Source organism: Micrococcus sp. UYEF5, from assembly GCF_040546065.1.
Taxonomy (GTDB): domain Bacteria; phylum Actinomycetota; class Actinomycetes; order Actinomycetales; family Micrococcaceae; genus Micrococcus; species Micrococcus luteus.
On record NZ_JBEPNB010000006.1, the window covers coordinates 107,054 to 122,029 of the forward strand.

The 14,976-nt window shown below is 75.4% G+C and carries 12 protein-coding genes and 2 tRNA genes; 4 read left to right on the forward strand and 10 right to left on the reverse strand.

Going from position 1 to position 14,976, the window contains the following annotated elements:
- The 7 genes from ABIB16_RS07675 to ABIB16_RS07705 all read right to left on the reverse strand — a co-directional run bounded on the left by ABIB16_RS07675 (position 1) and on the right by ABIB16_RS07705 (position 10,138).
- On the reverse strand, positions 1–606 hold the full coding sequence (locus ABIB16_RS07675; RefSeq protein WP_049145112.1) for a DedA family protein: 606 nt from the start codon (positions 604–606) through the stop codon (positions 1–3).
- Complete coding sequence (locus ABIB16_RS07680; protein WP_237069366.1) at positions 603–1,649, reverse strand: pseudouridine synthase; 1,047 nt, start codon at positions 1,647–1,649, stop codon at positions 603–605. Before ABIB16_RS07680 ends, ABIB16_RS07675 begins: the two co-directional genes overlap by 4 nt.
- Before the next feature lie 46 nt (positions 1,650–1,695).
- On the reverse strand, positions 1,696–2,946 hold the full coding sequence (locus ABIB16_RS07685; protein ID WP_163721414.1) for a glucose-1-phosphate adenylyltransferase family protein: 1,251 nt from the start codon (positions 2,944–2,946) through the stop codon (positions 1,696–1,698).
- 76 nt (positions 2,947–3,022) lie between these two features.
- Complete coding sequence (locus ABIB16_RS07690) at positions 3,023–3,964, reverse strand: DNA-formamidopyrimidine glycosylase family protein (protein WP_237069367.1); 942 nt, start codon at positions 3,962–3,964, stop codon at positions 3,023–3,025.
- A 14-nt stretch (positions 3,965–3,978) separates the two neighbouring features.
- Complete coding sequence (locus ABIB16_RS07695) at positions 3,979–4,491, reverse strand: VOC family protein (protein WP_354436173.1); 513 nt, start codon at positions 4,489–4,491, stop codon at positions 3,979–3,981.
- A gap of 137 nt (positions 4,492–4,628) precedes the next feature.
- Complete coding sequence (locus ABIB16_RS07700; RefSeq protein WP_354436174.1) at positions 4,629–9,683, reverse strand: ATP-dependent helicase; 5,055 nt, start codon at positions 9,681–9,683, stop codon at positions 4,629–4,631.
- Complete coding sequence (locus tag ABIB16_RS07705) at positions 9,680–10,138, reverse strand: 23S rRNA (pseudouridine(1915)-N(3))-methyltransferase RlmH (protein WP_174232859.1); 459 nt, start codon at positions 10,136–10,138, stop codon at positions 9,680–9,682. The genes ABIB16_RS07700 and ABIB16_RS07705 overlap by 4 nt, the downstream gene beginning before the upstream one ends.
- Positions 10,139–10,243: 105 nt before the next feature.
- Between ABIB16_RS07705 and ABIB16_RS07710 the strand changes: the two genes are divergently transcribed.
- Positions 10,244–11,332: an alpha/beta hydrolase gene (locus ABIB16_RS07710; protein WP_123244174.1), complete on the forward strand. Its 1,089-nt coding sequence runs from the start codon at positions 10,244–10,246 to the stop codon at positions 11,330–11,332.
- A gap of 66 nt (positions 11,333–11,398) precedes the next feature.
- Here ABIB16_RS07710 and ABIB16_RS07715 read toward each other — a convergent pair.
- Positions 11,399–11,489 (reverse strand) — tRNA-Ser (locus ABIB16_RS07715).
- Between the two features lie 74 nt (positions 11,490–11,563).
- Positions 11,564–12,070: a nucleoside deaminase gene (locus ABIB16_RS07720; protein WP_354436175.1), complete on the reverse strand. Its 507-nt coding sequence runs from the start codon at positions 12,068–12,070 to the stop codon at positions 11,564–11,566.
- An 83-nt stretch (positions 12,071–12,153) separates the two neighbouring features.
- Here ABIB16_RS07720 and upp point away from each other — a divergent pair, with 83 nt between their 5' ends.
- The 3 genes from upp (at position 12,154) to ABIB16_RS07735 (ending at position 14,648) form a co-directional block, all read left to right on the forward strand.
- Positions 12,154–12,789, forward strand: a complete 636-nt coding sequence (gene upp / locus ABIB16_RS07725) for a uracil phosphoribosyltransferase (protein WP_119217943.1) — start codon at positions 12,154–12,156, stop codon at positions 12,787–12,789.
- Positions 12,790–13,264: 475 nt separating this feature from the next.
- On the forward strand, positions 13,265–14,053 hold the full coding sequence (locus tag ABIB16_RS07730; RefSeq protein ID WP_119217543.1) for a winged helix-turn-helix domain-containing protein: 789 nt from the start codon (positions 13,265–13,267) through the stop codon (positions 14,051–14,053).
- Positions 14,054–14,123: 70 nt separating this feature from the next.
- On the forward strand, positions 14,124–14,648 hold the full coding sequence (locus tag ABIB16_RS07735) for a SixA phosphatase family protein (protein ID WP_095353556.1): 525 nt from the start codon (positions 14,124–14,126) through the stop codon (positions 14,646–14,648).
- A 79-nt stretch (positions 14,649–14,727) separates the two neighbouring features.
- On the opposite strand, the gene ABIB16_RS07740 is transcribed toward ABIB16_RS07735, so the two are convergent.
- Positions 14,728–14,801, reverse strand: a tRNA-Arg gene (locus ABIB16_RS07740).
- Positions 14,802–14,976: the final 175 nt, after the last annotated feature.

The following is a 14,976-nucleotide window of genomic DNA, read 5'->3' on the forward strand; positions in this document are numbered from 1 at the left end:
TCACCCCTTCCGGCCCCGGCGACGGTGGGCCATGATCCCCGCGATCATCAACCCTGCAAGGGTACCGAACACCATGCCGACCACCGCGGACGCCCACCACGGCAGGCCGGTGGCCCGGCCGGTGATCCAGCCGAGCCCCACCATGGACGAGGACCACGCGAGCGAGCCCGCCCCGGACAGCCACAGGAACACGGGCCAGCGGATCCCGCCGATCCCGGCCGCCGCCATCGACGCCGTCCGTCCGCCCGAGACGAACCGCAGCACGGACAGCCCCGCCAGGCTGCCCGCCGGGCCCACCCGCACCAGCAGGCTCCGGATCCCCCGGTGGATCCGACGCCACCACGCCCAGCGGTCCAGGCGGTCGGCGAGGCCGTGGCGGAACAGCGCGTAGAGGCCGACGTCCCCGGCCCAGCAGCCCAGCCACGCCGCCAGCACCGCGGCCACGGGGGAGACCCGGCCCTCGGCTACGAGCGCCCCCGAGCCGATGACCACCACCTCCGACGGGACGGGCGGGATCGGGGCGTCCAGGGCCACGAGCAGCGCGGTGAGCGGGTGGAACCACGCTCCGAGCGCGTCCATCAGGGCGGCCGGGTCCCCGCCCGTCACCGCGGTCGCTCCTGCAGCTGGGCGGGGGAGGTGAACTCCCGCTCCTCGCCCGTCACCGGGTCCGTGAAGCGCAGCGACCGGGAGAGCAGCTGCAGGGGCCGTGCGACGTCGTCCGGGGCGAGGTCGAGCAGGTCCGGGTAGAACGGGTCGAACGCGATGCCCAGGCCCAGGGCGGCCAGGTGGATGCGCAGCTGGTGGGTGCGCCCCGTGCGCGGGGTGAGCCGCAGGTGCGCCACCCGCCGGCCGGCCAGCGTCCCGGCGGAGACGCCGACGCCCAGCAGCTCCACGCGGGACTCCGCGTTCGCCCCGGCGTGGGGCCGGTTCGAGCGCCGGGTCCGGACGGGGGCGCCCGCGCGCCGCCCGGAGGCCGCCGCGGGGATCTCCTCCACCACGGAGCGCAGGACCCCCTTGTCCTTGCGGATCCGGCTGCGCACCGTCAGCGGGAACCGCCCCAGGATGGGGTCGGTCGGGGCGCCGGGGCCGCGGGCGCCGTCGTCGGGGGCGTCCGGCAGGAGCGCCACGGCCTCGTAGGTCTTGGCCACGGCACGCCGCTCGAAGAGCAGGTGGTAGGCGCCGCGGGTGGCCGGGTTCGCGGAGAACATCACGACGCCGGCCGTCGCCCGGTCGAGCCGGTGCAGGGGCACGAGGTCATCGAGGCCGAGCTCGTTGCGCAGCCGCACCAGCGCGGTCTCCTGGACGAAGCGGCCACCCGGGGTGGTGGGCAGGAAGTGCGGCTTGTGGATGACCACGAGGTGCTCGTCGCGGTGCAGGAGCGTGTGCGTCACGGGCAGCGGGGCCTCGTCGGGGACGTCCCGGTAGTACCAGAGGTCGTCGTGCACGCCCAGCGGCGTCGTCGGCGTCAGTGCGGTGCCGTCCGCCGCCACGACCTCGCCGCGGGCGAAGCGCGCGCGGATGCCCTCCGGGTCCACGTGACCGAACCGGTGGAGCACGTAGTCCTGCGCGGTGGGCCAGCCGGAGGTGGGCAGGCGCAGGCGCGTGGCGTTGACGCCGTTGCGCGGGGGGAGGGGAGAGGGGACGGCCACGGGTCCATCCTCCCAGCCCGGCGCGGCTGCGTCCGACCGGCGCCGCTCAGTCCGACCGGCCGGGCCGGCCGGAGCCGGTGGTCTCGTCCTCGGCCGGGCCGCGGTCCTGCGGGGTGAGCACCACGACCTCCTCGGCCGGCGCGGCGCGCCCCGTCACCTCGTGCGCCGGGACCGCCCCGCCGACGTCGACCACCACGGTGTCCAGCACCGCGCCCGCGGGGACCTCGCAGTCGCCGAGCAGGAGGCTGCCGCGCACCGTGGCGCCGGCCGCCACGACCACCCCGGGGCCGACCACGCTGTCCGATACCTCGCCCGCGATCCGGCACCCCGGGCTGAGCAGCGAGCCGGAGACGCGGGCGTCCGGGGCCACCCACGCCGGCGGCGCCTGGTGGGGGTTGGTGATCAGCGGCCAGCCCTCGGCGGCGAGGTCCAGGCCGGTGCCGTCGAGGATCTCCCGGTGGGCGCGGACGTACGCGTCCAGGGTGCCGATGTCCCGCCAGTACCCGACGAGGCGGTGCTCCCGCACGCGTCCCCGCGCCACGAACGCCGGGATGATGCTCTCCCCGTAGTCGCCGAGGGAGGAGCCCACGGGGTCGCCGTCCTCATTGGTCTCGCCCTCGTCCTTGGTGGCCGCCTCGTCCTCGCCCGCCACGAGGTCGCCGACCACCTCGGAGAGCGCGGCGACGTCGAACACGAACACCTCGGTGGCCACGAGTGTGCCCGCCGGGTCCTCCGGCTTGTAGGCGTAGTCGGTGACGGCGCCGTCGTCGTCCACCTGCACGACCCCGAAGCGCGAGGGGTCCTCGTCCGTCTCGGTGGTGATCACGGTGAGCTCGGCGCCGGAGCGGGTGTGCTCGGCCAGCACGGGGCGCAGGTCCAGCTGGTACAGGTGGTCGGCGGAGAGCACGACGACGGTCTCGGCGCCGAACTGCTCCAGCAGGGGCAGCTGCTGGGCGATCGCGTGGCCGTTGCCGCGGGCGAAGCCCTCCTCGGCGCGGCCCTGCGCGGGGGGCAGGAGCCGCAGGCCGTGGCGGGTGCCGTCGAGATCCCACGGCCGGCCGCCGGCCAGGTGCTGGTTGAGCGTGAAGGGGCGGTACTGCTCCACGACCCACACGTCCCGCAGGCGCGAGTGGGCCAGGTTGGACAGGACGACGTCGATCAGCCGGTACTGGCCCGCCAGCGGCACCATCGGCTTGGCGCGGGCCGCGGTGAGCGGCATGAGGCGGCCGCCGGTGCCGCCGGCCAGCACGAGCGCGACGACGGCGCCCTCCGGGTCCTTCGGGAACGGGTCGGCCATGGCTCCTCCTCGGGTCGGGGCGGGTTCAGCGTAGGGAGCGGGGAGGACACGCGGCCACCGTTCGGGCGCGTCCGGGTCAGCGCTGGCAGTGCGGACACCACCACAGCCGCCGCGCGTCGTCCTCGGGGGAGCCGTAGTCCTCCTGGCGGACGGGGCCGCGGCAGCGCAGGCACGGGGTGCGGTCGTGCCCGTAGACCCAGTACGACGGCGTCCCCCCGCCACGCGCGCCGGGCGTCCGGCCGGGTGCCGTGTCGGGTGACGGACCGGCCGGGACCAGCACCTCGACCCCGAAGGGTCGCGCCGGGTTCGGACGCACGCCCGTGGTCCGGCGCCGGGCGCCCGCGGCGGGGGCGGCGGGCGGGACGTTGGCGCGCAGGAGGTCCCGGGCGAGCAGCACGAGTCCGGCGACGTCCTCGACCTCGCCGATCGGCCGGTGCGGGTCGATGCCGGCCAGCAGGAGGGTCTCGCAGCGGTAGATGTTGCCGATCCCGGAGACGAGCCGCTGGTCGAGCAGGGCCAGGCCGACCGGCCGCTCGGGCCGGGCCGTGAGCCGCCGCATGCCCTCGGCGAGCAGCGCGGCGCCGTCGTCGGGCGTGTCCCAGGCCGGGTCCAGCAGGTCGGGGCCGAGGTGGCCGAGGACGGCGGCCTCGTCGGCGGTGGGCACGAGGGTGAGCAGGCCCAGCTGGGCGCCGAGCACACGGTGCTCCGCCGTCTCCAGCACCGCCCGCACCTGCCAGGCGGGGGCGCCCCACCGCGCGTCGACGGCCGAGACGAGCCAGCGCCCCTCCATCTTCAGGTGCGAGATCAGCGTGAGCGGCCGGGCCCCTGGACGGGCCGCGGGCGGGGTCAGCCGCATCAGCAGGTACTTGGCGCGCGGCAGGACCTCGGCCACCGTCCAGCCGGTCAGGTCCGCGGTGGCGTGGCGGGGCACGCGCAGGTCCGCGTGCGTCAGAACCCGGCCCTCGAGCACGGGGCGGAGCCGGTGCGCGACGCGGACGAGGGAGTCGCCTTCAGGCACGGGCCGTCACCGGCTCAGGCCGCGTTGAGCTGCCAGGTCACGCCGAAGCGGTCCCCGACCCACGCGAAGCGGCGGGAGAAGCCGTCGTCGTCGGGCGGCATGTAGTCACGGCCACCGCCGGCGAGGAGCGCGTCGTGGATCGCGTCCACCGCGGTGGCGTCCGGCAGCTCGACGAACAGGCTGATGGCCGGGGTGAACGTGAACCCGTGCGGGATGAAGGAGTCGAAGAACCGCAGCCGTTGGCCGGCGATCTCGAGCTCGCCGTGCAGGACCTTGCCCGCCCATTCGGCGCCGCGCGGGGAGGAGTCGTCGAAGAGGTCCCGGCGGACCTCGGTGACCGGCAGGTGCTCCACGAACGCGGTGAGGTAGGCGTCCATGGCCGCACCGGCGTCACCCTCGAACAGGAGGAACGGGGTGACGGAGGGGTCCGAGGGGTGCGGCAGGGAGTCCTCGAGGGCCTCGGGGGCGGGGGACGTGCCCGTGGGGGCGGTGCCCACGTCCTCGGGCGGGGCGGCGTCGATGCTCATGGGCCGAACCTACCCCCGGGCCCCGCCTCCGCGACAGGGCCACCCCGGGCAACGCGGGTTGAGTTGTCGCGGGTGTTCGACGGCGGGACCCGTGACAACTCAACCCGCGTTGCGGACGGGCGGACGGGCGTGGGTTCTCAGTTCCGGAACCGGATGCCCGACGGGCTCGAGTAGAACCCCGCGGCCAGCAGCGCCTCGGCCAGCGGCGTGCCGAGCACGGGCCCGCCGTTGACCTTCTCCAGGCTCAGCCGCTCGGTCCGGCCGGTCCGCAGCGCCCACACGAGCGCCTCCGCCGCGGCCCGCAGCTCGCCCGGCTCCTCCGTGAACGCGAGCAGCGTGCGCCCGCCACGCTCCATGTAGAGGGCCAGCCGCCCCGCGATCAGCACGACGACGGCGCCCGCCTTCCGGCCCGGGCGATGGCCCGTGGGCACGACGCCGTCCCGCCCGGCCGGCACGGACGGCCAGTCCAGCGCGGCGCCGTAGGGGTTCGCCGGATCCGTCGCGGCCAGGGCGAGGGCGAGCGGAGCGGCGTCGACGGCGGCGTCCTCCTCGTCCCGCTGGAACCCACGCAGCCGATCCACGACCGCGCCGGTGGAGAACTGCGCGCCGCCCAGCCCGTCGACGAAGTGGCCGCGGCGCACCTGGCCCGCGTCTTCCATCCGGGTGAGCAGCCGGTACTGCCCCGCGAATCCGCCGGGGACCTCCTCGGCCACCACGGAGCCGCGCGTGATCACGCCGTACCGGTCCAGCAGCAACTCGGCGGTGGCGTGGGCGCGGATCGTGGGGTCCTGCTCGGCGGCCGGCAGCAGGGACCAGCGGCCGGCCGAGCGGGCCTGCTCGGCGGCCGAGAGCCCGACGGTCCCCGCCGTGAGACCGGCCGAGCCCCGGGCGCCGCCCTCGGGCGAGGCGAGCCCCGCGTACCGGCCACGCCCGCGCACCCCGGCCAGTCGCCCGCCGAGCCCGCGCCCGGCCGCCGCCCCCGCGGCCCCGCCCGTCCGCGCGGTGCGGGCCCGCGGCGTCTGCCGGCCGGTGCGGTGCGCGGTCTTGCCGAGCGAGAGCAGGCCGCGGACGGGGGCGAACGTGTCGTTGCCGACCCGGCCGTCCCACACCAGGCCCCACAGCGCGGCCAGCACCGCGGGGCCGCGGGCCAGGTCGGCCGGGTCGCGGTGCGGGTCGGGGCCGCCCGCCCCGCCTGCGCCACCCGCGTCGCCGTCGTCGCCCGCCGCCTGCGCCGCCCGCACCCGCTCCACGAGCTGGGGGAAGAACCAGGCCCCGCCGCCGGCGAGCACCTCGAGCACGGCCGTGCGCAGGCCGGCGTCGGCCGGTGTCTCCTCCGCGGGCTCGGGCAGGCGCAGCGTGAGGTCCACGGCGTCGGCGGGGTGCAGGGCCACCCAGCCGTCGTTGCCGGTGGCCTCCCCGACGCCCGACCACACGTATTCGCCCGTGGCCAGCAGCTCGTCGAGCAGGGCGGGGGCGTAGTCCCGCACGCGGGCGGGCAGCACGAGGGACTCCCACGCGCTCGCGGGCAGGGGGGTGCCGGCCAGCTGGTCCAGGACGGTGGCCACCCCGTCCACGCCCTCGAGCGTGGCCGGCGGCCGCCAGGCCCCGTCGCGCCCCGTCCGCGGCCGCAGGTGCTGCCAGTCGGCGAGGAACCGGGCGTACGCGGCCTGGTCCACCGGCTCGACCTCGGCGCGCAGCGCGGCGAGGGAGCGCATGCGGATCCGCCGCAGCACCTCGGCGTCGCACCACTCGGCGTCCAGGCCGGTGGCCCCGGGGGTGCCCTCCGGCCGGAACGCGCCCGTGCTCACGCGGCGCTCGGTGGCCAGGCGCTGCAGCACCGAGAGCACGACGGCGCCCCCCAGCCCCAGCGCGGCCCCCGCCTCAGCGGCGGTGAAGGGGCCGTGGGTGCGGGCGTAGCGGCCCACGAGGTCCCCGAGCGGGTCCTCGACCGGGTCGAGGAACGCGGTGGGCACTCCGTGCGGGATCGGCGTGCCGAGCGCGTCCCGCAGGCGGGCGGCGTCCTCGGCGGCGGCGAACCGCTCGACCCCGTCCTGGCGCAGGCGGAACGCGCGGCCGGCGCGCTCGAGCTCCGCCAGCATCCCGGCGACGGCGTCCTCGTCCGCGGACTCCTCCGTCTCCCCCTCGGGGCGTGTGCGCCGCGCGGCCTCCGCCACGGACAGCGGTCCCAGCAGGCGCAGCAGGTCCGCCACGCCCTCGGTCCCGCGGGCGCGCCGGTCGGGCGCGAGCCGCTGCAGCTGGGCCTCGACCTCCGCGATGACCCCGGCGTCGAGCAGCTCACGCAGCTCCTCCGTGCCCAGCAGCTCGGACAGCAGTGCCGGGTCGAGGGAGAGCGCGGCGGCGCGGCGCTCGGCCAGCGGGGAGTCGCCCTCGTAGATGAACTGGGCGATGTAGCCGAACAGGATGGACTGGCTGAACGGCGAGGGCGCCGTCGTCGTGACCTCCACGAGCCGGACGGCCCGCGAGGACACCCGCCCCGCGAGCTCCTTGAGCGCAGGGAGGTCGTAGACGTCCTGGAGCACCTCGCGCACGGTCTCCAGGATCACGGGGAACCGCGGGTGCTTCCGTGCCACGTCCAGCAGCTGCGCGGACCGCTGCCGCTGCTGCCACAGGGGGGTCCGCCGCCCGGGATCACGGCGCGGCAGCAGCAGGGACCGGGCCGCGTTCTCCCGGAACCGGGCGGCGAACAGCGCGGACCCGCCGACCTCCGCCGTGACGATCTCGTCCAGCTCCTCGGCCGTGAACTCGAACAGCTCCGCGCCCGGCGGCTCCGCGTCCATCAGGGGGATGCGCAGCACGATCCCGTCGTCGGCGGCCATCGCCGCGCCCGAGCCGGTCTCCAGCCCGTACCGCTGCGCCAGCCGCGCCCCCACCGCGAGCGCCCACGGGGCGTGCACCGCCATGCCGTAGGGGGAGTGCAGCACCACGCGCCAGTCGCCGAGCTCGTCCGTGAACCGCTCCACCACGAGCGTCTGCTCGGTGGGCAGCACCCCGGTGGCCTCGCGCTGGTCCTTCAGGTAGGCCAGCAGGTTGTCCTGCGCCCACGGGTCCAGGCCCGCGGCGGCCAGGCGGGTGCGGCCGGCCTCGGGGTCCGCGTCCAGCTCGCGGCGGAAGCGCCCGACGGCGTCGCCCAGCTCCGCCGGCCGGCCCGCGGCGTCGCCCCGCCAGAACGGGAGCTTGCCGGGCTGCCCGTAGGCGGGCAGCACCAGGACGCGGTCCGCGGTGATGTCCACGATGCGCCAGCTCGTGGCGCCCAGCAGGATGACGTCCCCCACGCGGGACTCGTAGACCATCTCCTCGTCGAGCTCGCCGACCCGGCGTCCGCCGGAGCGGGCCGAGCCCGCGGACGCGGTGCCCGCCGACTCGGCCGTGTCCCCGGCCGCCGCGCCGCCGGGGGTGCCATCCGCGCCGCCGTCGGAGGCCAGGAACACCCCGAACAGGCCGCGGTCCGGGATGGTGCCGCCCGAGGTGACCGCGAGGCGCTGGGCGCCGGGGCGGGCGGCGAGCGTGCCGTTCTCCCGGTCCCACAGGATGCGCGGGCGCAGCTCGGCGAACTCGTCCGAGGGGTAGCGGCCGGCCAGCAGGTCGAGCACGGACTCGTAGGCGGAGAACGGCAGCGTCGCGAACGGCGCGGACCGGCGCACGAGGTCGAACCACTCCTGTGCGTCCAGGTCCGCGACGGCGACGGCGGCCACGGTCTGCTGGGCGAGGATGTCCAGCGGGTTGGCGGGGATCCGCAGCGACTCGATGCGCCCGGCCGTCATGCGCTCGGCCACGACGGCGGTGTCCACGAGGTCGCCCCGGTGCTTGGGGAAGAACACGCCCCGGGAGACCTCGCCCACCTGGTGGCCGGCGCGGCCCACGCGCTGCAGACCGGAGGCCACCGAGGGCGGCGACTCCACCTGGATCACCTGGTCCACCGCGCCCATGTCGATGCCCAGCTCCAGCGAGCTCGTGGCCACGACGCAGCGGATCTGGCCGGTCTTCAGCGCCTCCTCGACGATGGCGCGCTGCTCCTTGGACACGGAGCCGTGGTGGGCGCGGGCGAAGTCGGAGACGGTGCCCGATCCCGTGCCGGTCTGCCCGGCCACCTGGGCGGGGCCGTGGAAGCCGGTCGGGTCCGGTGTGCGGAAGCCGGGGACGGCGTCCGGGTGCTCGGCCGCGGCGGCCGCCTCGGCGCGGGCCTCCCAGATCTCGTTGAGCCGGCCGGTGAGGCGCTCGGCCAGGCGCCGGGAGTTGGCGAACACGAGCGTGGAACGCCGCTCGGCCACCAGGTCCACGATCCGCTCCTCGACGTGCGGCCAGATGGACCCGCCCGTCACCGCGCCCTCGTCGCCGAGCCCGCCCGTCGAGGAGCCGGGTCCCAGGTCGTGGGCTGCGGCGGGGGAGGAGAGGTCCGTCAGGTCCGGCACCGGCACCGTGACCGTCAGGTCCCAGCGCTTGGCCGAGGCGGGCCGCACCACCGTCACCGGCTGCGTGCCGCCGAGGAACCGGGCCACCTCGGCGGCCGGCTCGACCGTGGCGGACAGGCCGATCCGCTGCACGGGGGCGTCCAGCAGGGCGTCCAGGCGCTCGAGGGAGACGGCCAGGTGGGCGCCGCGCTTGGTCCCGGCCACGGCGTGCACCTCGTCCACGATCACCGTGCGGACCCCGGCCAGCGCCGCGCGGGCCTGCGAGGTGAGCATGAGGTACAGCGACTCGGGCGTGGTGATGAGGATGTCCGGCGGATCCTGCTGCAGGCGCCGTCGCTCGGCCGCCGGGGTGTCTCCGGAGCGCACACCCACCCGGACGCGCGGCACGGGCCTGCCCTGGTGTGCGGCGGTCTGTGTGATGCCCACCAGCGGGGCCCGCAGGTTCCGCTCCACGTCCACGCCGAGCGCCTTCAGCGGCGAGACGTAGAGGACGCGGGTGGCCGCCGTCCCCTCGGCGGCGGGCTCGCGCACGAACGAGTCGAGCGCCCAGAGGAAGGAGGAGAGGGTCTTGCCTGAGCCGGTCGGCGCGATCACCAGTGCGTGCCGCCCGGAGGAGATCGCGTCCCACGCGCCGAGCTGGGCCGGCGTCGGGGCCTCGAACGCGCCCGTGAACCAGGCGCGCGTGGGCTCGGTGAACCGGCCCAGGACGACGTCGGCCGCGGGCGTGGCCGTGCCCGCTGCGGTCTCCGCGGGCCCGCTCATGCGTGGTGGTACGGTCGGCCGGCGGAGATCTCCTGGGCTCGGTAGACCTGCTCCGCCAGGATCAGCCGCACGAGCTGGTGCGGGAAGACGAGCGGGGACAGGGACCAGACGCGGTCCGCGCGGGCGTGGACCCGGGCGTCCACCCCGTACGCGCCTCCGATCACCATCGTCACCGGGGCGCCGACGTCGAACCGGCTCTGCAGGTGCCGCGCCAGACCCGGCGAGTCGAACGCCGTCCCCCGCTCGTCCAGCAGGATCAGGTGCTCGTCCGCGCCGACCGCGCCCAGGATCCGGTCCGACTCCTCCGTGCGCGCCGCCTCCTCCTGCCGCGCGGAGTGCGGCAGCAGACGCCACGAGAGGTCGTAGGGCTTCTTGAGGCGCCGCTCGTAGCGGTCGATCCCGTCGACGACCCACGCCTCATGCTTCTTGCCGATGGCCAGCACCCGAACAGACATGGCCCCATGATCGCACCGGCCGCGGACACGGTACGGGGGTCGGCCCCCGCCGCTCGGTTACGCTCGCCGGGGCGGGGTGCCTGGCTCCGCACCGGAAGGGGGGCCATGACGTCGACCGCACGGTCCCCGCGGGTGTCCCGCCGCGCCGCGCTCGGCCTCGGGGTCGGCGCCCTCGCGGTGGGCGGGGTGGCCGTCGTCACCGACCTGGCCGGCGCGCCCGCCGGGCCGCTGGGCGCCAACGCGACGGCCCTGTACGGCATGCGCAGCTCCACCGGGCACACGTACGCGGCCCTGCCCGGGCGCGCCGGACGCATCGACGTGTACCGGCCGCCGGGCCAGGGCCCGTTCCCGGTCCTCGTGTGGAACGCGGGCTCCGGCTGGCGCAGCGATCGCGGCTACAGCGACGGTGTCGACGTCGCCCGCGGCCTGGTCCCGCACGGCTACGCCGTCGCCGCGTTCTCGGTGCGCAGCTCCAAGCAGGGCACGTTCCCCGCCCAGGTGGAGGACGCGACGGCGGCGGTCCGCTGGGTGCGGCGCAACGCCCCGGGCCTGCAGCTGGACGCGGGGCGGGTGGCCGTGGCCGGCTCGTCGTCGGGCGGTTGGAACGCCCTCATGGCCGGCCTCACGGGCGGACAGGACCTGGACCGCGAGCAGGTGCCGCTGCCCGGCCGGGAGGTGCCCGACGGCGGCCACGCGATCCCGGAGGAGGACCGCGTCCACGCGATCGTGGACTTCTTCGGCCCCACGGACTTCCTGACGATGAACCGCCAGATGCTCCCGGGCGCGTGCGCGGACTACAACCGCGCGAACCGGCTGAAGCACTGCCACCTCGACGACCGCAGCACCAAGTCGGACATGCTGGGGGTGCCGGTCCTGGCCTCGGGCGGCCTGACCCGGCTGGCCTCCCCGATCGCGCACCTGCGCCCGGACTCGCCGCCCCTGCTGGTCGTCCACGGGCGCAAGGACGTCACGGTGCCGTGGGGGCAGAGCCTCGAGCTGTACCGGGCCGCCGAGGCCGCCGGACTGCGCACCGCGTTCTACTCGGTGGCCGAGGGTGGCCACGACCTGGGCATGATGACCGCGAAGACCCGCAGCGCGGAGGTGCTCCGCAACGGTGCGCCGGCCAGCGCCGTGCACGCCACCATCTCGTGGTCGGCGGTGGCCTCGTTCCTGGACGCCGTCCTGCCGCGCTGAGCCGGCGGCCGGACCCGCCCCGGCATGGCGAAAGCCCGGGAGCACGAGGCCCCCGGGCTGCACATCTGGCGGTGACGGTGGGATTTGAACCCACGGTACGGGGTTACCGTACACAGCATTTCGAGTGCTGCACCTTCGGCCGCTCGGACACGTCACCAGACCAGGACACCCTACCCGAGCCGCGGCGGCGCGCCCAAACCGGCCGCCCGCCGTCGTCGGGCGCGGGCGCGTTCAGCCGCGCTGTGCCGCGAAGAACCCCCGCAGCAGCGCCGCGCTCTCCTCGGCGCGGACGCCGGCGCGGACCTGCACCCGGTGGTTGAAGCGGGGGTCGCGGACCACGTCCAGCACCGAGCCGCACGCGCCCGCCTTCGGGTCCCATGCCCCGAACACGACGCGCGGGATGCGGGCCAGCAGCAGCGCACCGGCGCACATGGGGCAGGGCTCCAGGGTCACCACGAGGGTGCAGTCCGTCAGGCGCCAGCCGTCGCCCGCCCCGGCGGCGGCCCGCAGCTCCGCCCCGCGGCGCAGCGCGAGGACCTCGGCGTGGGCGGTGGGGTCGTGGTGCTGCTCGCGCTCGTTCCCGACGACGGCCAGGACGGCCCCGTCGCCGGCCACGAGGGCGGCTCCGATCGGCACGTCGCCGGCCGCTCCGGCCACGCGGGCGGCCCGGAGTGCCAGGCCCATCCACGCGTGCTCCTGCTCGGCCGTGGGCGCGGGGGAGGGGACGGGGGCGGACACGCGGCCAGCCTAGCGGCGGTGTCGGCGCCCCCGCGGGCGCGGGGACGGGCGCAGGGGCGCGCGTGGGCGGTACCGTGGGCGCCATGCGCGTCCACATCGTCGACCACCCGCTCGTGGCCCACAAGCTCAGCGTCCTGCGGGACAAGAAGACCCCGTCCATGATCTTCCGGCAGCTCACGGAGGAGCTCGTGATGCTGCTCGCCTACGAGGCGACGCGCGACGTGGCCATGGAGGAGGTGCGGATCGAGACCCCGGTGACCGAGACCACCGGCTTCCGGCTGGCCCGCCCGCGTCCGCTGGTCGTGCCGATCCTGCGCGCGGGGCTCGGGATGCTGGAGGGGATGACCAAGATGGCGCCGTCCGCCGAGGTCGGGTTCCTCGGCATGGCCCGCAATGAGGAGACGCTGGACATCGTCACCTACGCGGAGCGGCTGCCCGCCGACCTGTCCGGGCGTCACGTGTTCGTCCTGGACCCCATGCTGGCCACGGGAGGCACGCTGATCGAGGCCATCCGCTTCCTCTACCAGCGCGGCGCGGCGCGGGTCACGTGCCTCTGCCTGCTCGGAGCGCCCGAGGGCATCGGGCGGCTGGAGGCCTCGCTGGGCGACGTCGAGGTGGACCTGTACCTGGCCGCCGTCGACGAGCGCCTGGACGAGCGGTCCTACATCGTCCCCGGCCTCGGCGATGCCGGCGACCGGCTCTACGGTCTGGCGGAATGACCTGAACGGACCTCCGCGTCCGCCACGAGACGACCACGGCCCCCGCCCCCACCCGGCGGGGACCGTGGTCGTCTCACGGGAGCGTCTCCGGCGGGGACGTCAAGCGGAGCCGCGAATGTGTCGTCCATTTAGTGGACGTCATGGCCCGCTGTGACCCGTCATCATGGCGTCATATGGAATGCCTGGAAGTCGCCTGCATAAATATTCCGCATACGCACTGGTCCTGCGGTGCACTCTCCCCTGTCGAACAATGAAAAGAGTCCCGCGGGCGAGCCGAGCGACGGCGCGACGCTATTCCGATCCGCGAATAGTGATGTTGAGCACATTCAGGACTCTTCTTCTCAAATAATGAGACAAAAGTGCGAACGTTACTTGCCAGTCCCCTCGGTGAAGTCACATTCTTGTCATGTGACGCCTCGTCCGCCGCACCGACCGAGCGGTGGAGGGGCCATGAGCCGAAAGAGGAGTGGTGGCCATGGGTCAGTCCGCCGGATACGTGCACATCTCCGTCCGCAACGCGCAGCGCCGGGCCGACGGCATGTCCCGCCGAGGCCAGGCCCGCGCAGGCCTGCGCCTGGCCGGTGGCACCGACGCCCCCGACTCCCAGACGGCGCCGACGCCGGTCCTGGCGCCGAACGGCATCCCGGGTCCCCAGGCGGTGGCCCGGGAGAACGAGGCCCGCGGGTTCGTCATCTACGTGGGCATGGACGAGCTGGCCGCCTCGGCCGCCGGCACCTCCCTCACGCGGCTGGCCAACGAGCTGCGCCACTACGTGGAGTCCCTCGTCCCCGGGGCGGAGTCGCACGCCGCCGTCGCCCTGGCCCCCGCCGGGGCCGAGGGCCGCGACCTCGAGGTCGTGCGCCAGGTGCTCGGCGATCCGACCGTGCAGGGCGGTGCCAGTCCCGACCTGGCACAGGCGCCGGCCCCCGTGTCCACGCGCCAGCCCGGTGTGCTGATCGACCTGTCCCGGCGCGAGGTGCAGCTGGACGGCGAGTCGCTGAACCTCACCTTCAAGGAGTTCGAGCTCCTGAACTACCTCGTGGAGAACGGTGAGCGCACCGTCGGCCGCGAGGAGCTGCTCGACGCCCTGTGGCGCAACGCCGACGAGGTGCCCAACGAGCGCACCATCGACGTGCACATCCGCCGACTGCGCGCCAAGCTCGGCCGCCTGGCGAACACCGTGCGCACCGTGCGCGGCCAGGGCTACCGCTTCTACCGCCACCCCGAGGTGGTCGTGTGGGCGGCGCCGGAGTACAGCATCTGACCCGCGCCCGCCCGTGTCCGACGACGGCCCCCGCTCACCCGAGCGGGGGCCGTCGCCGTAGCCTGGCGGCATGAGCACCGCCGACGCGAAGACCCTGATCGTCCTCCGGCACGCCAAGGCCGGCTGGCCCGACGCGGCCGACGACCACGCCCGCCCGCTCGCCGAGCGAGGCCATGCCCAGGCGCCCACCGCCGGTGACTGGCTCCGCGAGCACGACCTCGTCCCGGACGCCGTCGTGTGTTCCGATGCGCTGCGCACCCGTCAGACGTGCGTGTGGGTGTGCGAGCGCCTGGGTGAGCTGGCACCCACGCCCTACCTGGACCCGCGGCTCTACGGGGCCGACGCGGCGCGGGCCCTGGCCGTCGTCAACGAGACGGAGGAGACCACGCGACGGCTGCTGGTGGTGGGCCACATGCCGTGGGTGCAGGAGCTGGGCATGCGGCTGATGAGCCTGGACTCGGACCAGGACGCGGCGCTGCGCATGAGCGAGCACTACCCGACGCTCGGGATGCAGGTGTTCCGGGTGGAGAAGCCGTGGGCCGAGCTCGACGGCCGCGACGCCGCCCTGACGCACTTCGTGGTTCCGGGGCGCTGACCTCCGCGGCGGCGCGCGTGGCAGAGGCGCGCCGACATGACGAAGGCCCCGCTCCAGCAGGAGCGGGGCCTTCCGATCGTGCGCCCAAAGGGATTCGAACCCCTGACCTTCTGTTCCGTAGACAGACGCTCTATCCAGCTGAGCTATGGGCGCATCATCCGATCCGCCGGAGCGGCTCGAACTCGTAGAACACTACAGGACCTCTCCGGCGAAGTGCAAATCGACGGTCTGCGGCGGTCTGTGTCGGGGGTGTGGCGGGGGCGCGGCCATGATAGCCGGGCTCGGGTACCATGGCAGGACCGTGCGGCCACAACGATGTGGTGCGCGC